The sequence below is a fragment of the Streptococcus sp. 2018162 genome, assembly GCF_019754175.1.
Taxonomy (GTDB): Bacteria; Bacillota; Bacilli; order Lactobacillales; family Streptococcaceae; genus Streptococcus; species Streptococcus hashimotonensis.
In genome coordinates, this window is the sequence record NZ_JAIJZP010000001.1 from 141044 (window position 1) to 161082 (window position 20039).

General features: G+C 43.3%; 22 protein-coding genes and 1 pseudogene. 19 read left to right on the plus strand and 4 right to left on the minus strand.

The window, feature by feature from the left end; translation table 11 throughout:
• The first annotated feature begins 6 nt into the window (after window positions 1–6).
• From K5Q22_RS00625 to K5Q22_RS00670, 10 genes are all read left to right on the plus strand, one after another.
• Window positions 7–1887, plus strand: a complete 1881-nt coding sequence (locus K5Q22_RS00625; protein WP_398578135.1) for a beta-N-acetylhexosaminidase — start codon at window positions 7–9, stop codon at window positions 1885–1887.
• 201 nt (window positions 1888–2088) lie between these two features.
• Window positions 2089–3018 (plus strand): sugar ABC transporter permease, encoded by a 930-nt coding sequence (locus K5Q22_RS00630; RefSeq protein ID WP_012775341.1) that lies wholly within the window; start codon window positions 2089–2091, stop codon window positions 3016–3018.
• A gap of 9 nt (window positions 3019–3027) precedes the next feature.
• Window positions 3028–3951: a carbohydrate ABC transporter permease gene (locus tag K5Q22_RS00635; protein ID WP_012027800.1), complete on the plus strand. Its 924-nt coding sequence runs from the start codon at window positions 3028–3030 to the stop codon at window positions 3949–3951.
• Between the two features lie 69 nt (window positions 3952–4020).
• Window positions 4021–5502, plus strand: coding sequence for an ABC transporter substrate-binding protein (locus K5Q22_RS00640; protein ID WP_014638653.1), 1482 nt, complete (start codon window positions 4021–4023; stop codon window positions 5500–5502).
• Window positions 5503–5630: 128 nt separating this feature from the next.
• Window positions 5631–6236 (plus strand): DUF624 domain-containing protein, encoded by a 606-nt coding sequence (locus tag K5Q22_RS00645; protein WP_205013404.1) that lies wholly within the window; start codon window positions 5631–5633, stop codon window positions 6234–6236.
• Window positions 6233–7882: a sensor histidine kinase gene (locus K5Q22_RS00650; RefSeq protein WP_205013403.1), complete on the plus strand. Its 1650-nt coding sequence runs from the start codon at window positions 6233–6235 to the stop codon at window positions 7880–7882. Before K5Q22_RS00645 ends, K5Q22_RS00650 begins: the two co-directional genes overlap by 4 nt.
• Window positions 7872–9164, plus strand: coding sequence for a response regulator transcription factor (locus K5Q22_RS00655; protein ID WP_205013402.1), 1293 nt, complete (start codon window positions 7872–7874; stop codon window positions 9162–9164). Before K5Q22_RS00650 ends, K5Q22_RS00655 begins: the two co-directional genes overlap by 11 nt.
• Window positions 9165–9176: 12 nt before the next feature.
• Complete coding sequence (locus tag K5Q22_RS00660; protein WP_205013401.1) at window positions 9177–10037, plus strand: helix-turn-helix domain-containing protein; 861 nt, start codon at window positions 9177–9179, stop codon at window positions 10035–10037.
• 235 nt (window positions 10038–10272) lie between these two features.
• Window positions 10273–11403: an ABC transporter ATP-binding protein gene (locus tag K5Q22_RS00665; RefSeq protein ID WP_002938838.1), complete on the plus strand. Its 1131-nt coding sequence runs from the start codon at window positions 10273–10275 to the stop codon at window positions 11401–11403.
• A 139-nt stretch (window positions 11404–11542) separates the two neighbouring features.
• Window positions 11543–11761 (plus strand): hypothetical protein, encoded by a 219-nt coding sequence (locus K5Q22_RS00670; protein WP_205013400.1) that lies wholly within the window; start codon window positions 11543–11545, stop codon window positions 11759–11761.
• A gap of 17 nt (window positions 11762–11778) precedes the next feature.
• Here the strand turns inward: K5Q22_RS00670 and K5Q22_RS00675 are convergent, their stop codons facing one another.
• The 3 genes from K5Q22_RS00675 to K5Q22_RS00685 all read right to left on the minus strand — a co-directional run bounded on the left by K5Q22_RS00675 (window position 11779) and on the right by K5Q22_RS00685 (window position 13898).
• The gene (locus K5Q22_RS00675) at window positions 11779–12366 is read right to left on the minus strand and encodes a cadmium resistance transporter (RefSeq protein WP_024406511.1); all 588 of its coding nucleotides are present in this window, start codon (window positions 12364–12366) and stop codon (window positions 11779–11781) included.
• 88 nt (window positions 12367–12454) lie between these two features.
• Window positions 12455–13435 carry an aromatic acid exporter family protein gene (locus tag K5Q22_RS00680; RefSeq protein WP_044680221.1) on the minus strand — a complete coding sequence of 327 codons (981 nt, stop codon included), beginning with the start codon at window positions 13433–13435 and terminating at the stop codon, window positions 12455–12457.
• 73 nt (window positions 13436–13508) lie between these two features.
• Complete coding sequence (locus K5Q22_RS00685; RefSeq protein WP_205013399.1) at window positions 13509–13898, minus strand: DUF1761 domain-containing protein; 390 nt, start codon at window positions 13896–13898, stop codon at window positions 13509–13511.
• A 190-nt stretch (window positions 13899–14088) separates the two neighbouring features.
• Here K5Q22_RS00685 and K5Q22_RS00690 point away from each other — a divergent pair, with 190 nt between their 5' ends.
• The 9 genes from K5Q22_RS00690 (at window position 14089) to rpsI (ending at window position 19602) form a co-directional block, all read left to right on the plus strand.
• Entirely contained in the window at window positions 14089–14658 is a 570-nt protein-coding gene (locus K5Q22_RS00690) for an NAD-dependent epimerase/dehydratase family protein (RefSeq protein WP_172035615.1), read from the plus strand.
• Window positions 14659–15102 (plus strand): SRPBCC family protein, encoded by a 444-nt coding sequence (locus K5Q22_RS00695; protein ID WP_141597278.1) that lies wholly within the window; start codon window positions 14659–14661, stop codon window positions 15100–15102.
• Entirely contained in the window at window positions 15099–15566 is a 468-nt protein-coding gene (locus tag K5Q22_RS00700; RefSeq protein ID WP_205013398.1) for an Rrf2 family transcriptional regulator, read from the plus strand. The genes K5Q22_RS00695 and K5Q22_RS00700 overlap by 4 nt, the downstream gene beginning before the upstream one ends.
• A gap of 56 nt (window positions 15567–15622) precedes the next feature.
• Complete coding sequence (rlmB, locus tag K5Q22_RS00705; protein WP_172027122.1) at window positions 15623–16351, plus strand: 23S rRNA (guanosine(2251)-2'-O)-methyltransferase RlmB; 729 nt, start codon at window positions 15623–15625, stop codon at window positions 16349–16351.
• Window positions 16352–16873 (plus strand): NYN domain-containing protein, encoded by a 522-nt coding sequence (locus tag K5Q22_RS00710; protein ID WP_024406515.1) that lies wholly within the window; start codon window positions 16352–16354, stop codon window positions 16871–16873. It abuts the gene before it with no gap.
• A complete protein-coding gene (locus K5Q22_RS00715) occupies window positions 16870–17733 on the plus strand; it encodes a DegV family protein (RefSeq protein WP_024406516.1) in 864 nt (287 codons plus the stop codon). The genes K5Q22_RS00710 and K5Q22_RS00715 overlap by 4 nt, the downstream gene beginning before the upstream one ends.
• 298 nt (window positions 17734–18031) lie before the next feature.
• Window positions 18032–18529, plus strand: a complete 498-nt coding sequence (locus tag K5Q22_RS00720) for a GNAT family N-acetyltransferase (RefSeq protein WP_205013397.1) — start codon at window positions 18032–18034, stop codon at window positions 18527–18529.
• 214 nt (window positions 18530–18743) lie between these two features.
• Window positions 18744–19190 (plus strand): 50S ribosomal protein L13, encoded by a 447-nt coding sequence (rplM, locus tag K5Q22_RS00725; RefSeq protein ID WP_002876943.1) that lies wholly within the window; start codon window positions 18744–18746, stop codon window positions 19188–19190.
• Between the two features lie 19 nt (window positions 19191–19209).
• The gene (gene rpsI, locus K5Q22_RS00730; protein ID WP_074413404.1) at window positions 19210–19602 is read left to right on the plus strand and encodes a 30S ribosomal protein S9; all 393 of its coding nucleotides are present in this window, start codon (window positions 19210–19212) and stop codon (window positions 19600–19602) included.
• Window positions 19603–19711: 109 nt separating this feature from the next.
• Here the strand turns inward: rpsI and K5Q22_RS00735 are convergent.
• Window positions 19712–19843, minus strand: a pseudogene (locus K5Q22_RS00735) (site-specific integrase); the annotation flags it as partial.
• Window positions 19844–20039: the final 196 nt, after the last annotated feature.

Genomic DNA, 20039 nt, shown 5'->3' on the forward strand with positions numbered 1-20039 from the left:
ATGATGATGTTACAGATAAACCATTCGTTACAGCAGTCGGAGAGGGTCTTGGAAGAGATTTGTTCTGGGCTGGGTTTGGATTGCCAGTTAGAACTTGAAGTCGATGGCAAGGAGAGTTTGCGGATTGAAGGTTCAGCAGGTTCTTACCGTGTCCGTGCGCCCAAAGAACACATGATTTATCGAGGCTTGCTTGCTTTGGCCAGTCAGCTGGCTCAGGGCGAGACTGATATACAGATCCAGGAAAGACCTGCCTACCGTCAACTCGGTTTTATGGAAGATTGTTCTCGAAATGCTGTCCTGACGGTTGAAGCCAGTAAGATTTTGATTAGACAACTGGCCTTGATGGGCTACAGCCATTTCCAACTTTATATGGAAGATACCTACCAACTGCGTGAGGAACCCTATTTTGGCTATTTCCGAGGAGCCTATACAAGAGAAGAATTGCAGGCTATTGAGGAGGAGTGCCACCGTTACGGTATGGAATTTATCCCCTGCATCCAGACCTTGGCCCATCTGATTGCCTACCTCAAGTGGAATATATCATCTATTCAGGCCATTCGAGATGTGGACAATATTCTCTTGATTGGGGATGAGAGGACCTATGCCTTGATTGATAAGATGTTTGAGGCCTTGTCCCATCTGAAAACACGGACTATTAACATCGGTATGGATGAGGCTCACTTGGTTGGGCTGGGTCAATACCTCAATCAACATGGCTATCAGAAACGAAGTCTGATTATGTGTCAACACTTGGAACGGGTCTTGGATATTGCTGACAAGTATGGCTTCCATTGTAGTATGTGGAGTGATATGTTCTTCCAGTTGTTGACAGCGAGCAAGGATTACACCGGTCAGTTGGAAATTGATTCGGAAATTCAGGCTTACTTGGATCGCCTCAAGGACAGAGTGACCTTGATTTATTGGGATTACTATCAGACCAGTCGTGAGAGTTATGCTCAAAAACTAGCAAGTCATCAGCAGTTGGGAGAACAGATTGCCTTTGCTGGTGGGGCTTGGAAGTGGATTGGTTTTACTCCTGATAATGATTTCAGTATGCGGATTGCGCCAGAAGCCCATGCTGCCTGCCAAGAGTATGGTGTCCAAGAAGTGACGGTGACTGCTTGGGGAGATAATGGTGGGGAATGCGCCACCTTCTCGATCTTGCCGAGTCTTCATGCCTGGGCAGAACTCCAGTACCGAGGAAATTTGGACTGTCTGGCTGGGCATTTCTATCAACTACACCAAGTTTCCCTAGATGACTTCCAGCAATTGGATTTGCCAAATAAGACACCTAGCCACCCTGGTCCAGGTCATCACGGCTTCAACCCTAGTCGCTATATCTTGTATCAGGATATTCTCTGCCCCTTGTTGCAAGAGCATATTGATGCCGAAAAAGACAGTGCCTTTTATCAGGAATTAGCGCCTAGATTGGCAGAGATTGGAAGCCGAGCCAAGGGCTATGCCTATCTCTTTGATACTCAGGCTAAGTTGTGTCAGGTTTTGGCGACCAAGGCGGCAATTTCGGCAGATATTCGTCAGGCCTATCAGGAAGGAAATCGTCAGGTCTTGGCAGAGCAAGTTGACGGTTTGCAGCAACTAAGAATAGACCTAGAAAGCTTTTATCAAGCGCTCAGCTACCAATGGATGGTAGAGAAGAAGGTGTTTGGTCTGGATACGGTGGACATTCGCCTAGGGGGCTTGGATGCCCGCATTCGCCGAGCAATCCAGCGCTTGCAAGCCTATCTGAACAAGGAAGTGCCTAAACTAGATGAACTAGAAGTGCCTCTTCTCCCTTACGATGACTTCCATCAGGACAAGGGCTTTCGTGCGACAACTGCCAACCAATGGCAGATTATTGCGACGGCTTCGACCATCTACACAACCTAGTGATATTCGAGCTCGAAAGGGCTCGATTTTTTATGCAAATGTTGATTGGCAACCCAGATTTTCTTTGTTTTTTACAGAAGATATATCGGTTGTTATATACACCTATAATTTGTAGAATTTTGCCTATAATGTGGCAATTCACAGTTGGCCCAATCAGGAGTAAACTAATAATGTAAAGGTTCATAATAGAAAGGAGCTATGATGAAAGACCTCATAAAAAATCTAAAACAAAATGCCATTTTTTTCCTAATGGTATTGCCAGGAGTCATCTGGCTCATTCTATTTTTCTATATTCCAGTATTTGGCAATGTGATTGCTTTTAAGGACTATCGTCATACAGGAAACGGCTTTTGGGATAGTCTCATCCAAAGTAAGTGGATAGGATTGGATAATTTTAAATTTCTATTTCAGTCATCCGATGCCTATATCATCACAAGAAATACCATCTTATATAATCTTGGTTTTATCGTGTTAGGGCTAATATTTGCAGTAGGTATTGCCATTATCTTTAGTGAGATGCGGTCGAAGAAGCTGGTAAAGATCTACCAGACCACAACCTTGTTCCCTTATTTCCTTTCATGGGTCATTATCAGTTTCTTCGTTTACGCATTTTTGAGTCCAGATAAAGGATTGATAAACAATATTCTCAAAGGCATGGGGATGGATCCTATCAACTGGTACAGCACACCGACCTATTGGCCTTTCATTTTGCTTTTCTTAGGAATTTGGAAAGGTTTGGGCTACAACAGTATTATTTATTATGCAACCATTATGGGCATTGATCCAACCTACTATGAAGCTGCGATTGTGGATGGAGCGACCAAGTGGCAACGCATCCGCTATGTCACCCTTCCTCAGTTAATGCCTCTGATGACTATTTTAACGATTCTGGCTGTCGGAAATATCTTCCGAGCAGACTTTGGCCTTTTCTATCAAATTCCGAAAAATTCAGGTCCTCTCTTCAATGTGACTCAAGTCCTTGATACCTACGTTTATCGTGGCATTGCAGGAACAGGGGACATCGGTATGGCTATCGCGGCAGGTCTCTATCAATCTGTTGTCGGCTGTATCTTGGTGGTAGTGACCAACCTGATTGTTCGTCGCTTTGATAAGGAATCAGCCTTATTCTAGGAGGGGAGTATGAAAAAAAAGAAACAAATCACTTCTGTTTCTATTCATTCATTTAGTAAGAAAACAGATCTATTTTTCTCAAGTTTACTAGGGATATTTGCCCTATCTTGTACCCTTCCCTTCATATTTGTTATCATCATTTCTATGACAGATGAGACAAGCTTGGCTATCAACGGCTATTCTTTCTGGCCAGAGCAATGGAGTTTGGCGGGTTATGAATATCTCTTTCAATTGAAAGATCAGATTCTCCAAGCCCTCTTTATCACCTTCTTTGTGACCATTGTAGGGACGAGTTTGAATGTCTTCTTCACCGTTCTTTACGCCTATGCCATTTCGAGAAACAGTTTCAGATACAGACGATTTTTTACCCTGATGGCTCTCTTTACCATGCTGTTTAGCGCAGGGACCATTCCAACCTATATCGTCATGACCTCGTTTTTAAATCTCAAAGATACAGTGGCAGCCTTGATTCTACCCATGCTACTGTCTCCTTTCAATATCATGGTGATGAGGTCCTTCTTTAGAAAGACTATTTCTGAGTCTATTATCGAATCCGCCAGGATTGACGGGGCCAGTGAATTTCGGATTTTCTTCCAAATCTGCTTGCCATTAACCCTACCAGGTATCGCAACCATCGCTCTCTTTACAGCCCTCGCTTTTTGGAATGACTGGTACAACGCTCTCCTCTATATCCAGAGCGATAACCTCTTCCCCCTCCAATACCTGCTGATGAAAATTCAAGCAAACATTCAATATCTTTCTGAAAATGCTGCCGCGGCAGCGGCCATGTCCTCAGAAGTTGCAGGGGCCCTTCCAAAAGAAGCAACACGTATGGCTATTGTGGTCGTATCGACTCTACCAATTGCCTGTCTCTATCCTTTCTTCCAACGTTACTTTGTCAAAGGTTTGACAATTGGCGGAGTCAAGGAGTAGAGACATCACTCTATCTTAACAATCGTATTCCATACTTCATTATCTAAAAAAATAGAAAGGAACAGCCAAATGAAAACATGGAAAAAATTTGCCTACTCCTGCGTGACACTTGCGTCCGCAGCTGCCCTTGCCGCTTGTGGTAGTCTGACTGGAAATAAGACCGCATCAAGTAGCGCTACAACAGAAGATGGATTGACAAACATCCTCATGTATCAAATCGGAGACGCACCGAAAAACATTGATGTTCTTTTGGAAAATGCCAATAAGATTATCGAAAAAGAAGCAGGTGCCCATCTAGACATCAAGTATATCTCATGGGGTGATTATAAGGATAAAATGGCCATTATTACCTCATCTGGTGAGGAATATGATATTGCCTTTGCAGACAACTATATTATCAATGCGCAAAAAGGAGCTTATGCTGATTTAACAGAACTTTACAAGAAAGAAGGCAAGGCTCTCTATGACATTATTGACCCTGCCTACATCAAAGGAAATACCATCGACGGGAAAATCTACGCAGTCCCTGTCATCGGTAACGTAGCTAGTCAACAGATGCTTTCCTTCAACCAAGACATGGTTGATAAGTATGGTTTTGACATTTCCAAAGTAGATAGCTACGATGATGTGGAAAGCATGTTGGCAACCATCAAAGAAAAAGAAGCAGATGTGACACCATTTGCCTGGGTAAAATCTAGCAAACCATCAACAGACGGTTTGGAATATCCAGCTGGAAATGAGTTACCATTTGCTATCGACTTGAAAGGCGACACTACAAAAGTGGTAAACCCATTTGAAGTGGACCGTCACATGGATAACCTTCGTACCATTCACAAATACTATAAGGCTGGCTACATTATGGCAGATGCAGCGACTACTGACGCAACCTTCTCACTTGATGTAGCCAACTGGTTCGTTCGTGAAGAAACACAAGGACCAGCTGACTTTGGTGATAGCCTCCTTTCAACAGTTGCAGGCTATAAGATTACTTCTAAACCAATCACATCTGCCTATAAGACAAGCGGCTCTACCCAAGTAGCAAACTTTGTCATTTCAAAAACATCTAAGAACAAAGAAAAAGCTATGGAAGTATTGACTCTTATCAATACAAATCCAGAATTGCTGAACGGCTTGGTATTTGGTCCAGAGGGAGTCAACTGGGAAAAAGACCCAAGTGCTGAAAATCGTATTAAGTTGTTGGATGGTTACAAAGGCGATACTCGTATGTCAGCTTGGAACACAGGTAATAGCCAAATTCTGTACATCACTGACAAGGTAACAGATGAAGATGTGAAAAAAGCAGAAGAATTGCTGGCAGGTGCAGAAGAGTCTCCACTTCTTGGCTTCAACTTCAATGCTGATGCAGTTAAGACTGAAATTACAAGTATCCAAAATATCATGAGCCAATATGCAGCAAGTATCAATACTGGTACTGTGGATCCTGATGTTGCTGTTCCAGAAATGCTGAAAAAATTGGAAGCAGAAGAATCCTACAAAAAAGTAAAAGAAGAAATGCAAAAACAATACGATGAGTTTTTAGCGAATAAATAATTTGATACAGGTGATGAAGTGTGAAAAGAGGTTGGGTTCAACATCCAACCTTTTTGCATTTGTTTTATGTTAATATATACAAAAAACACCGATTTTTGATAAAATAGATAAAAAAGGAGGAATATACAATGTTAGGGTGGTTAGACAGGCTTTTTACTCTTCTTTTCTTCCTCATGAAATTGAGTGCCATCTATTTGGTTCTTCTATTGCTAGGAGGCGTAGTGCTGGGCATTTCACCAGCAAATGGAACGATACTTTACCTCTACGATAACTATCATATGGATGCATCTAAGTACCATTTTCGAGAGGCGTTTGGCTATTTTAAAGAGCATTTTATTCGGCTTAACCTTGGCCTCGGTCTTGTCCTCTTATTGATTGGTCTTTTATTTAGCGGCATTTGGCTCTTGATTCAATTGCCCCAGACCTGGTGGATGCCAGCAGTTCTTATTACAAATGCTTTTGGTCTTTTCTATGTTTTTGCGCTCTATGCTCTCTTTTTAAAACTTCAAGTACATTTTGAATTTAGTCTAAAAACAGGCTTACAGTTGGCAGCTGTCTCGCTTTTTCTTGATTGGAAAGCCCTGGTCAAATTTTTGTTAGGCAGTCTCGTCTGTGGGTTCATGCTATTCAAACTTCCCTTGATTTTATTCTTCTTCCTACCGGTCCTATGGCTCTTATTTCTCTATGATGCCTTTGATCCAGTGTACAAGCAAGTTGACAAGGATTACTTATGAAAAAAGTTTTAATTCATACTCTTTTGAAAAGTTATTCTTTATTAGTGATTGGGATTGTCATTTTCTTTGCCAGTATTCTTTCCTACATCAGCTGGTATCAGTATGACACCAATCGCATCCGCATTCAACAGGAAGTAGCAGATGGTCTAAAAGAGGAGTTGGATTATTATCAAGGACGGGTTGGGAATTATCTAGCAGACTACATTACGGACAGGGATCGTCTAGACAGTCTTTATCACTATTTTCAATTATCTCCTTCTCAGTACCAGGTCTGGTTACTGAGTCACCCTCACCTGATGGTCAAACGGATTTCCTTGCAGGATTCTGTTCGCACTCTTTATCTCTATTATCCCTTCGTAGAAGGAGTCGATATTGCTCCGATGGATGCAAATACTGTCTTTGTTTCTACCTCTGACTTAAAGTCTGGTAAAAAGGTCACGGCCGAAAATTACAAGGCTCCGCAACATAGTATCTCGATGACCTTATTTTCTCCGTCGACAACAGAAGGTATTGCGACCATCTATGTCACCATCGATGCGGATTTACTGAAGCAATATATCCAACGTAAGACGGATCTCCCCATGACCGTTAGAGTTCAAGATTCTCTGGATCGGGAATTTTATAGCTTACGACCAGATGTTGCCTCGCCTCCGCTCTCCTATCGAATGAGTGGGGATTTGCAAATTGCAGTTGGAGTTGACCAGCAACATGCTATTGAAAAAGTTGGTAGCCTAGTCGGAATCATTTTTCTAGGAAGTAGTTGCCTCGTTGCTCTTTTACTACTGGTCCTGAGAAGGGTGTTTAAACGATATGAAGTCCAAGTACTGGACATTGTTGATACCATGCAACAGATTCGTGGCGAAGACAGGCATCTTCGTCTACAGACGGACAATAAAGAGCAGGAAATGTATGTCATTTCATCAGAAATCAATCAGATGCTGGATGCTATGGACCAGAGTATTCAAGACATCTATCGCTTGCAGTTAGCTCAGAAAGATGCCAATATGCGAGCCTTACAAGCCCAAATTAACCCCCATTTTCTCTACAATACCTTGGAATTTTTCCGTATGTATGCAGTCAGCAAGCAGATGGATGAGCTAGGGGATATGATTTATGAATTTTCAAGCTTGCTTCGCAGTAGTGTGACACAGGCAAAAATGACAACGGTGGCAGAAGAACTTTCATTTTGCGAAAAACATAGCTACATTTGTCAAATCCGCTATCCTCGTTCCATTGCCTATGCCTATCAAATGGATCCTGGGTGCGAAAGAGTTGAAATTCCTCGTTTTGTCATCCAGCCTCTTGTAGAAAATTATTTTGTCCATGGAGTAGACCTCAAACGAAAAGACAATGCGCTTAGTGTCAAAGCTCTCAAGCGTGGACAGGATATGGAAATTCTCATCAGAGATAATGGTAAGGGAATGGACGCAGAAACCCTAGAAGCCTACAAACACCTCTTGGCAAGTCGAGAACTGTCGCAAGAAAATCGGTCACAATCAATCGGATTACGAAACGTTCACGAGCGGTTACTTCTCTATTTTGGAGACCATTACCAGATAGAATTAGATTCTAAAGAAGGGGAAGGGGTGACCTATTCAATCTTATTTGAAGGTGTCTTCCCCCGAGGAGATGAGCATGATGCATAAGATGTTAGTAGTTGATGACGAATATATGATTTTGGAAGGGATGAAGCATCTTCTCCCTTATCATGAATACAATGTCGAGATTGTTTATACGGCAGAGAACGCCGAAGAAGCGCTGGATTATTTTTCACAGCATACTGTGGACCTTGTCCTGACCGATGTCAGCATGCCAGATATGACAGGCCTAGAAATGGTTCGACGAATGAAAGAACAATCGCCTGATACCCATATTATCATCATGTCTGGCTTTCAAGAATTCGAATATGCCCGTAAAGCTATCTCCCTCGGGGCAATGGATTATCTCCTTAAGCCCATCAATAAACAAGAACTGGCTAAGCTGCTCCAACAGCTACCAACGTTGAAGAAAGAGACAGATAGGGAATATACCAAGGGCTTCTTGGCAGGAACCCTGACAGCGAGCGAGTTATTAAGTCACTCCCAGAAAACATGGTTTGCCGCTAGAGAGACTCCAAACCCAATGGGCTACTGTCGTGAAAAAAATATTTTACATCAAGTCTACTATTTTCAGTTGACAGAAAGTCGACCAGAGGGTAGTCTATATACAGAAGAAGTCACCCCGACGATGACCATACGGCAGTTGATTGATAAGGTAGAGAGGCGCTTATTTTATAGGCAACTATCAGAAGATTTAACGGCTACTACCACAGAACTCTATAAAGATATGGAACCGCTTCTACGTGCAGGAAAATTGGCAAAAATCGTTGATGTTTTACCACATTTGGCTGATAAATTGCGAGAAACCACTCCGGCAGTCTACCTAACAAAACAATTTTTTAATCAGATGATGTCGGATGTGTTTTACTATTTTAATGAAGAAGACCATCAGCGCTTGGAAGATTTCTATGTAAAGGTAGAAGCTAGTCGAGATTTACATCAACTAATGGAGTATTTTTGTCATTATCTGAAAAAATTTTCCGAGAGTTCCACTTATAGTCCTCATGTACAGGAAGTTGTTACGATTGTTCGTGAACGCTTTGCAGAGGAATTGTCTTTGAAAGATATGAGTGCTCATCTCTACCTAAATACGGTTTACCTAGGTCAACTTATCAAAAAAGAGACTGGGCATACTTTTGCAGAATTGCTCAATCATCAGCGAATCAAGGTAGCCCAGCAGCTTCTCTTGAACAGTCAGTTGGGAATCGAAGAAATTTGTTTTCAAGTTGGTTACACGAATGTGGGCTACTTCTATAAGATTTTTAAACGCATTTGTGGGGAATCTCCCAAAAATTACCGACAGAAAATCGGTCAATTACAGACAGAATGAGATGGAGGCGAGATGAGCAAAAGGGAAGAATTGCAGCACCTATTTCCAAAAGGAAGGCTTGTATTTGAAAAGACAGAAAGCGGAGCAAGTATCCAGTTGCCTCTGGCTGATCATACTTGGTTTTCCGTTGAACGCAAGGATTTGACAGATCGAGAAATCGAACTGATTGACTTGCTGATGAATGACTCGAGCGCAGAACAAGGTCATCCTTGGGGACGCTATTTCCAAGGGGGAGGTCCTCTTCCACAAACCTTGGAAAAGCTACAGGTTATTCATGCTCATGTAGGCCATGTATCCGATGAAGATGGAAAGGTAGCCTGGCTTGATATGATGGCCAAACTCCTCCCCAATCTCCAAGGCTACTATACAGGCAATGGACAGGATTACCTATTCATTCTACATCAGGCACCTCTTTTTGATGTCAAAGAAATACTGCGTGACACCCTTGCTACCATGGAGTTCGATTTTGGTCTAAGAATCACATTGTTTTTAGGGCAAATCTGGCCAGCCAAATTGGTACACTCTTGGCCACAATTAATCGAAGCTGAACAATCCCTTTTTCACCATTGGCGAAGCAGCCATCATCAATCACGGTTGCTTACCTTCGGTCAGCTCTATCTTTGGGCAGGTCAACTCCACCCCGTTTTGAGAGAAGGACTTGCTAGTTTGATTGCCCACCAGCAGCTAGAAAAGGAAATTGTAGCTCTTTGGCAAGAAGGTGCGGTCATAACCAAGGCAGCCCAGTCTCTCTATATCCATCGAAATACGTTGCAGTATCGCTTGGACAAATGGTTTGATTGGACGGGATTACAGCTCAAGGAATTGACGGATTTGGCAGTTTGCTACATGGTTATCATGGATTTAAGTATCTAATAGGGCTAATGATGAGAAAAGCGTTGTAGCCTTTGAGAATGCCGCCCATCGCATCGTCCCTTTTTCTCCTGAAAATCCCAAAGGGCTCATTGAATTTTTGAAAAGTAAACTATTTCAGTAACACAGTCTTTTGTGCAACTTGTACAAAAGATTGTGTTCTTTTTGTTCACCTTGACCTAGAAAAATAAAACGCTTTCATTTACAATAAAACTATCAAAGAAAGTGAGGCTTGAACATGGTTCAACTTAATTTAAAAAATATTTATAAAAAATATCCAAATAGCGAGCATTATTCCGTTGAAAACTTTAATCTAGATATTAAAGATAAAGAGTTTATTGTTTTCGTAGGTCCTTCAGGATGCGGTAAATCAACTACTCTTCGTATGATTGCTGGATTGGAAGATATTACAGAAGGTGAAGCTTACATCGACGGCGTGTTGATGAACGATGTGGCACCAAAAGACCGTGATATTGCCATGGTATTCCAGAACTATGCCCTTTACCCACACATGACTGTATTTGACAACATGGCTTTCGGTTTGAAATTGCGTAAATACAGCAAGGATGAAATCAAAAAACGTGTGGAAGAAGCAGCACAAATTCTTGGCTTGACAGAATTCTTGCAACGTAAACCTGCTGACCTTTCTGGTGGTCAACGCCAACGTGTTGCCATGGGTCGTGCCATTGTCCGTGATGCAAAAGTCTTCCTTATGGATGAGCCTTTGTCAAACTTGGATGCCAAATTGCGTGTATCCATGCGTACAGAGATTGCTAAAATCCACCGTCGTATTGGTGCAACAACGATTTACGTAACGCACGACCAGACAGAAGCTATGACCTTGGCTGACCGTATTGTTATTATGTCTGCGACTAAGAATGAAGCAGGTACAGGTACAATCGGTCGTATCGAACAAATTGGTAGCCCAGAAGAGCTTTACAATAAACCTGTAAACAAATTTGTTGCCAGCTTCATCGGTAGTCCTGCAATGAACTTCTTTACAGTGACTCTTCAAGAGGGTGTGCTTGTTGGAGATGGTTTCAAAGTAGATCTTCCAGAAGGTCGTCGCAAGCACTTGGAAGAAAAAGGCTACAATGGTAAATCATTTACATTGGGTATCCGTCCAGAAGACATTAAAGCTTCACAATTGGAGTTGGACACTTATCCATCTTCTATCGTGGAAGCAGAAGTTGTCGTTTCAGAGCTTCTTGGTGCGGAAACCATGCTCTACTCTAAAGTAGGAAATACAGAATTTGTATCTCGTGTAGATGCGCGTGATTACCACAATCCAGGAGACAAGGTGCGCTTGACCTTCAACCTCAATAAAGCTCATTTCTTTGATGATGAAACAGATCAAGCCATTGTTTAATCTTCTATAATTTGTTCATAAAACACCTGACCGTCAGATGAAAATCTGGCGGTTTTTGGCTAGGAACATATAATTCCTTGTTTTTGTTTACTGAATTCTATATAATAAATATAGAAAAGATACTTACAGGAGGGTTCCTATGAAGATACTACTTAGAAAAATTCGCTTAACAGCTCTTTATATCTTTCTTTACAATCTCATTTTGATTATATCCATTTGGCTAGGGAAGGTGTCCGCCAAGGAGGAATTTATCATTGCAGTCGCAGGGAATACGGTCATGATGGGCTTGTCTTTCTTGCATTTGCACAATCAAGTATTGGATGAATTTTATGGGAAAATAGAAGAACCGTCGGTTTAAACTGACGGTTCTTTTTCTTATGTTAGTAATTGCAGTAGGTAGGTCATTGTTCCGAATTCGAATAAAATGTAGATTCCTAATATGATAAAAATGGTTGGAAGAATCATTTTTTCATATTTTTCTATGAATTCAGAAATGCTATGGAGACTCCCAAATTTTTCTGCTAGGTAGCAAATGGCGACTGTCTCTAGCAAGATCAGGCCAGCAGTTAAGAGCGTTTCTAAGGTACTTAAAGTTGTAAAATAGGGTGTGAATATTCCTAAATTATCTACTCCCGATGCTAATGAAATAAAAATGATAGATAGTAGTCCGATTTTGCTATCAGGAATCTCTGTTTCTGCTTCGTTTTCAAAAAGGATTCTAACCCCTAGTAGAATAGGGACGAAGCCGAGCAGACCAAGGATCCAGTCAGCTAGAAAAACATTGGCAACTTGGCTAAGGGTCGAACTTAAGAGAATGAGTATAAAACTAGCAAGTAGTTGTCCAAAATAGATTGTGCGTCTTTCACCTGGTTTTTTTGCCTGTGAAAATAAAAGGAATAAAATTAGGAAATAATCGATACTTGTTGAAATACCGAGAATCAGTGCATAAGTAATAATAGTCATGGTCCCTCCGTATAATATAGTAGTCATAGATATTTATTTACAGAGGCACATCAATTTTGAAAGATAGAAGTAAAAATTGCGATTCATCTTAATTTCCTTTTTCACTACCCTCATCTTCATCTTTATAAACCTCATAAAAGTCAACCTTGAGGCGAATAAAGGCCTCCATGTCGTGTAGGAGTTGGAAGAGGGTGGCACGGGTTTCAAATTCTTCTCGGGTTTGTGGCAGAGGTCGCTCGCGGAAGGTGGCATGGAAGAGTTCGATGTCCAGGAGCAGTTCCTTGGCGGAGTTTTCTCGGCTTAGTTGCTGGGCTGCTCGCTCGAAGAGGCTGGACAGGATGACATTTTCTCTGCCTTCTAGCAAACATTTGTTGATATTTCCTGCCATGGTCCGCAGGATTTTGTTTTGTGCAGCTCGCATTTCAAAGTAATGGACCTGGTAGTTGGTCTGTTGGAAGAGTTGGTTGTGGCGGTCTAGATAGACGACTTTGAGGGCTTCATCCAAGGTCTTATCCAGCTGCGTAATCAATGCTGCCTCGTTTCGTCCATCGCCGTTGAGCAGAAAGGCTTCAAAGCGGAGGAGAATCTGCTTGAGCAGGTCTTCGACTTGGTCGTGGTAGGCCTCGATTTTCTTTTCTTGCGAGGGCATATAGAGGTTAAACAAGAGTGCCAGTCCTGCCCCAATCAGAAAAAGCGCCAGCTCATTTCCTAAAAAAATCAGAGAAATATCTTGCTCTAGTAAGAGGTGGGTGACGAGGACGGTCGAGGGGGCGATGCCAGCCTCCCAGTTGAATCGGTAGGCCAGAGGGACGTAGAGGGCTAGGTAGATGCCTAGGGTCCAGATGCCAAAGCCAAAGAGGGCGAAGGTAAGGACGGCTATGGTCAGGGCCAGGAGGGTGGAAAAGAGGCGGTTGCGGGCCATTTTGAAGCTGGACTTGCGGGTGTCGAGGACGCTGAGAATGGCGATGATGCCAGCTGCCGTCGCATAGGACAAACCTAGGGCGGTCGCTAGGTAAATAGCCAGTACGGTAGCAAATATTAGTTTAATCGTTCGGAGGGAGAGGGACATGGGGGCTCCTTTGGTCTTAGTCTTCTTTTTATTGTACCATAAAGAATCAACAGTCACTCCCCTGACTGTTGATTTATACAAACAAGGCAATGATTCCGACTACCAAGTAGCAGACCAGTTTGTAGCTTTCGTTGATGAGGATGAGTTTAATAGGGCGTTGCTCAAAGACATAGTTTTTCAATGAAGCAAGCACTGCAATCACGCCCATGCCGCCAGCTGCGTGGAGTGGTGAAACATCAAGGGTCTTGATGAAGAAAATCGCCACAACAGCAGTCAAAACTTCAATGGTCAAGGCAATCATCATTTCCTTTTGGCCGTTTTTCCCAGCCTGACGGTCAGCTTCTACCTTAGCCATGTCAATGCCAGAGGCTTCAATCCAAGCATCACGGAAAATCAAACCATACCATAAACCACCAATAGCAAAGGCAATCAGCCCTGCCACAATTCCCAAAATAAGTGTCATACATTCTCCTTTTTGCGTCCGTTTGTACGGACAAGTTGATAAAGCTTAGCATACCACATCGTATATCACATGTTAAAATTTCTTTTTCAAAAATACAAACAAAACCGTTGACAAAAAAAGTCTTTGGATATATACTGATAACCAAGGATTTTAAAAGTCCTAAGAAAGAGAAAGAAAGCAGGAAAACAATATGACAAACGTAATATTACTCGGCGGAAACGGCTATATCGGCCGCAATGTAACAGAAAAATGGCTCAAAAAAGACCCAAGTGCTGTCTTTTATGTCATCTCACGCTCTGGCAAAAACCAGCTTGTCAACTCTCGTATTTATAATTTTGCGATGGATGTGTCGGATTATAAAGCAGTGGCAGCCGTCCTACCAGACCAAGTTGACTACATTGTGGACTTTGTTGGTCGCCCAGAAAGCGACCCAGTTGCCTTTAAAGCGGTCAATGACAAGCCAGCTCAGGTTATGTTGCAGATTGCCAAGGACAAGCAAGTCAAAGCTATGGGCTTTATCGGCGGTCTTTTGGGACCAAAATCCTTCCTAGACGGCAAAAAACACATCGCAGACCAACTCCGTGCCAGTGGCATTCGCACCGAGGTGGTTGAGCCAACAGTTGTCTATGGTAATGGCCGCAGCGATGCCCTCGCTAAACTCGTTCCTGTCTTCAAATTCTTTGGTCTGTTCGTGAAAAACATGAGACCTGTCTTGGTGACCGAGGTGGCAGACGAGCTGGTTTCAAAAATGGTGAAATAAATGCCGGTCGAACGTGTTCGTATCAGTCAGGAAATCGCGGCTCCTCTCGATAAAGTCTTTACCTGGTTTTACCAGTCCGAAAACTTTACGGCCTCGGCCATAGTTTTTCGCTCCGCTTGGCTGGGAAAAAGCCGATGGACAAAAGGCTCCCAGCGTGATATTATCATGATAGCAGGTTGGTATCGAGAGGAAATCACGGCCGTCAGCCCCAACGACTCAATTTCTTACAAGGTCAATCACTCCTTTCCAGCTGTCCGTCAGGATTTTACGGAGATTGCGTTTGAAAAAATAGCAGAGCAGAAGACAAATGTCACTTGGACTATTGAGATTGAGGTGCTCACACCAGTCGGTCAAAAGCTAGCCAACCGCCTAGCAGGGAAAATGGCTAAGACCCTCTATGCCACCATTCTAAGAGCAGGCAAACGTGCCTTGGAGGATCAATGAAAATCAACAAAAGTGTCGAACAAGCAGTCTATGTACTGATTATCCTAGCCTTACAAGAAGATCACCGCCCTGTCAAGAGCCACGTGCTCAGCCAGGTCTTACAGGTGTCGGATTCTTACCTGAAAAAAATCCTCATGAAACTCTCAAAAGCAGGTCTGGTTTCTGCCAATGCCAGCAAGGCAGGCGGTTACCAGCTGGGGCGGTCCATTGAGGAGATTAGTCTGAAAGATGTCTTCTATGCCTTGCAGCTCCACGAGGACACCATTCAGTTTAAGCACCTCTCTCATAGCATCTTTGATGACCAAGCCCATGTCGAAGAGAGTGAGAACAAGATTCGCACCACCCTAGAAAACGGTCTAGCGGCCTTCTACGCCCAACTGGACCAACTCACCCTTTCCCAACTCCTCTACCAAGAAGCCTATGAAAATGGTGCGATTGATTGGGAGGGGAGAATCAAAGACTGAGAAGAGTTTGAGGACTCTTCTTTTCTTATCCTCTCGACCTATGCTATAATACTCTTATGGAACATAATGATATTGTATACGGCGTACATGCTGTGGTGGAGAGTTTGGAGGCCAACACTGGCAACAAGCTCTACATTCAGGATGATTTGCGCGGAAAAAATGTAGAAAAAATCAAGGCATTGGCGGCAGAGAAGAAGGTGTCGATTTCTTGGACGCCGAAGAAGACCCTGTCCGACATGACAGAAGGTGCCGTCCACCAAGGCTTTGTCCTGCGGGTCTCCGAGTTCGCCTATGCAGACCTTTCGGACATTCTGGAAAAAGCAGAGCAGGAAGACAATCCTCTCATTCTCATCTTGGACGGTCTGACAGACCCCCACAACTTGGGCTCGATTTTACGGACCGCAGATGCCACTCAGGTAGCAGGCATCATCATTCCCAAGCACCGAGCAGTTGGCGTGACGCCCGTTGTGGCTAAGACTTCCACAGGTGCGGTGGCCCATGTCCCAATTGCCCGAGTGACCAATCTCAGCCAAACCCTTGATAAGCTCAAGGAGGCAGGTTTCTGGGTATTTGGTACCGATATGAACGGAACCCCAAGCCACAAGTGGAATACGGCTGGCAAACTAGCCCTCATTATTGGTAACGAAGGTAAAGGGATTTCCAGTAATATCAAAAAGCAGGTGGATGAGATGATTACCATTCCTATGAAGGGCCATGTCCAATCTCTCAACGCCAGCGTAGCAGCAGCCGTGCTGATGTACGAAGTATTTCGGAAGAAAATCTAAATGAAAGAAAAAGTTCTCATTGTAGATGGCTACAACATGATTGCCTTTTGGCAGGCCACCAAGCAAGATTTTAAAAAGGGAGACTTGGATGCGGCCAGAACGACCTTGCTTCGCACCTTGTCTCACTACGCAGCTTTTGAACAGATCAAGGTGATTTGTGTCTTTGATGCCCACCATGTGCCAGGTCTTCGCCAGCAGTATGACGAATTCAAGGTATCGGTCATTTTTACAGAAGAGGAAGAGACGGCAGATAGCTACATTGAACGGCTCAGTGCCCAGCTCAATAGTGACCGTCGCAAGCAGGTTTCCGTCGCAACCAGCGACCTCAACGAACAATGGGTGGTCTTTTCACAAGGGGCCTTACGGGTTTCGGCGCGTGAGTTGGAGGAAAGAACCAGGGTCATCAAAAAGGACTTGGACAAGTTTGTGGATCAGGTAGAGCTCTACACCCCACGGCTCAATCCCTGGTCAGATGGGAATTTTCAAGCCTTAAGAGAAATGATGGAGGAAATGAAAGAGTGACATTTACAATCGTAACCGATTCGACATCGGATTTGCCAATCAGCTGGGTCCAAGAAAACGATGTGACCGTGCTTGGTTTGACCATTAACCTAGACAGCGTAACCTATGAAACAGTCGGTGAAAACCGCTTGACCTCAGCAGATTTGCTGGAGAAAATGGCTTCTGGCAGTCAACCTACGACCAGTCAGGTCAATGTTGGTCAGTTTGAAGAAGTTTTTGAGGCAGCAGCCAAGGAAGGTCAAGAGGTGCTTTATCTTGCTTTCTCAGCAGCTCTTTCAGGGACCTACCAGAGTGCAGTCATTGCACGAGATATGGTTATGGATCAATATCCAGAAGCAATCATCACCATCGTTGATACAAAGGCAGCGACCATTGGAGAAGGCTACTTGGTCATGAAGGCCGTTGAGGCGCGTGCTGAGGGTAAGACTTTGACGGAAACTAAGGCAATCGTAGAAGATTTGGTGCCGCGCTTACGGACCTACCTCTTGGTCGATGACCTTAACCACCTGGTGCGTGGTGGTCGCTTATCGAAAACAGCAGGCCTTATTGGTGGCTTAGTGAATATCAAACCTCTGCTTTCGCTAGATGTAGAAGGGAAACTTGTGCCTATTGCTAAAATCCGTGGTCGTAAAAAAGGAATTAAAGAAATGCTGAACCTGACCTTGGACAACTTGGATCATTCTACAGTCATGGTTGCTTATACGGGTGATATTGAGGCGGCAGAGGGCGTCAAATCTAGTTTATTGGAAGACGACCGTGTTTCTGATGTTCTATTGACAGAATTAGGACCAGTTATTGCCACTCATACAGGGACAGGAGTCCTAGCTATTTTATCAATTGGGACAGAAATGAGAGCCTAGATTCTAAGGGATATTTCTTGCAAAGATGTGTCCCTTTTTGTGTGATGACGACTTATGTAGAATAGGATAATCAAAAGGAGATAAGATGTCACTAATCATCAGAAAAGAAGAAGAAAAGGATCATCGGGCGGTTGAAGAGCCAACACGGGAGGCTTTTTGGAATGTCTTTCGTCCGTCAGTTTATCTTTTATTACATCGTTAACTCGTTTTGCCGTACTCCAGTACTGTCTGCAACTCGTTGCCTTGTACTAAAAGTAAACTGAAGGACTATTATCTGAGTGCTACTGAGCATCTGATTGTGCATCAGTTACGAAAGCAAAAACACGTCATAAAAGACCTCAATCTTGTCGCGGAAGCCGACGGTCAGCTGGTGGGGCATATCCTCTATGTCGCGTCGGAGGTCACAGCGGACGGCACTCGCCTGCCCAGTCTGACCTTTGGTCCCTTTAGCATCTCGCCAGACCAGCAAGGCCGCGGTTACGGTCAGGCACTTTTGGAGTATTCGCTGGCTTTGGCGGAAAATAGCGGAGCAGTCTTGGTGGCTATTACAGGCTCTCCTGATTACTACAGTCAATTTGGTTTTGTCAAGGGTAAGGAGGTCGGCATTCGCTATCAGGCGGACCCAGAAGCTGATTATTTCTTGGTCAAGTTGTTCCGACCAGAAGTTCTGGAAGGCCGGGACTGGTGGTTTACAGATCCGCCGGGTTACACGGTGGATGAATTGGTCTTGGAAGAATTTGATAAAACCTTCCCTTATAAGGAAAAGCTGGTCTTGCCTGGACAGCTAGGTCAGTAAGGAAAATAAAACTGATAAGGCTTTCATTCTCAGCAGCTCTGCTATCTTTCAAAAAATAAAAAAAGTAAAGTAAAATAGCTTGACGGAGACTAGTAGATTTGATAAAATGGTAGACGGTATTGTTTACCCCATTTGAAAGGCCCCGGAACCTTCCAAATACCCGCGGACCGGAACATCCGCCCAGTAAACAAAAACGATTCGTATAGGAGAAATCATGAACAAAACAACATTTATGGCTAAACCAGGCCAAGTTGAACGTAAATGGTATGTAGTAGATGCTACTGATGTACCTCTTGGACGCCTTTCAGCAGTAGTTGCTAGCGTTCTTCGCGGTAAAAACAAACCAACTTTCACACCTCACACTGATACTGGTGACTTCGTTATCGTTATCAACGCTGAGAAAGTGAAATTGACTGGTAAAAAAGCAACTGATAAAATCTACTACACTCACTCAAACCACCCAGGCGGATTGAAATCAATCTCAGCTGGTGAATTGCGTTCTAAAAACGCTGTTCGTTTGATTGAAAAATCAGTTAAAGGTATGCTTCCACACAACACACTTGGTCGTGCACAAGGCATGAAATTGAAAGTGTTTGTAGGTGCTGAGCACACTCACGCTGCACAACAACCAGAAGTACTTGATATTTCAGGTCTTATCTAAGGGAAAGGACGTAATCTAAATGGTACAAGCACAATACACAGGTACTGGTCGTCGTAAAAACGCGGTTGCACGCGTACGTTTGGTCCCAGGTACTGGTAAAATCACAGTAAACAAAAAAGATGTAGAAGAGTACATCCCACACGCTGACCTTCGTTTGGTTATCAACCAACCATTCGCAGTAACTTCAACACAAGGTTCATACGACGTTTTCGTTAACGTGAACGGTGGTGGTTACGGTGGTCAATCAGGTGCGATCCGCCACGGTATCGCGCGTGCATTGCTTCAAGTAGACCCAGACTTCCGCGATTCATTGAAACGCGCAGGCCTTCTTACACGTGACGCTCGTATGGTTGAACGTAAGAAACCAGGTCTTAAGAAAGCTCGTAAAGCTAGCCAGTTCTCTAAACGTTAAGAACCAGCTACAATACAGCAGAACAACACTTCATGGTTGCCACCATGGGGTGTTTTTTTGAATTTTTTTTAGCAAAATTCACACCACTTTTCACACCGAATTCACACCATTACTTTTTAAGATTGCGGTAGGCAATTGCGCCAACAGACATTGGAACAATGTTTGAAGTATTGACATAAGTCTTCGTTGTGATAGTGTCGCTATGCGTTAGAGTCTCTGAAATAGTGTTCTTGCTTGTTCCATATTTTGGGAATATCTTACACTTTTGACTGATGCTACAATTCACGGTTGGTATTGAATGCCAATTGAGCAAAGTTGTTGTTTTAGATAAGTAAAACTCCTTTGTCCGAGAAATTAGGAATACTTTTGTGTTTTTCTGTGATAAAATAATGGTAGCTCCTGAAATTTTCTTCTTAAGTTGTCTTTTTTAATCTATT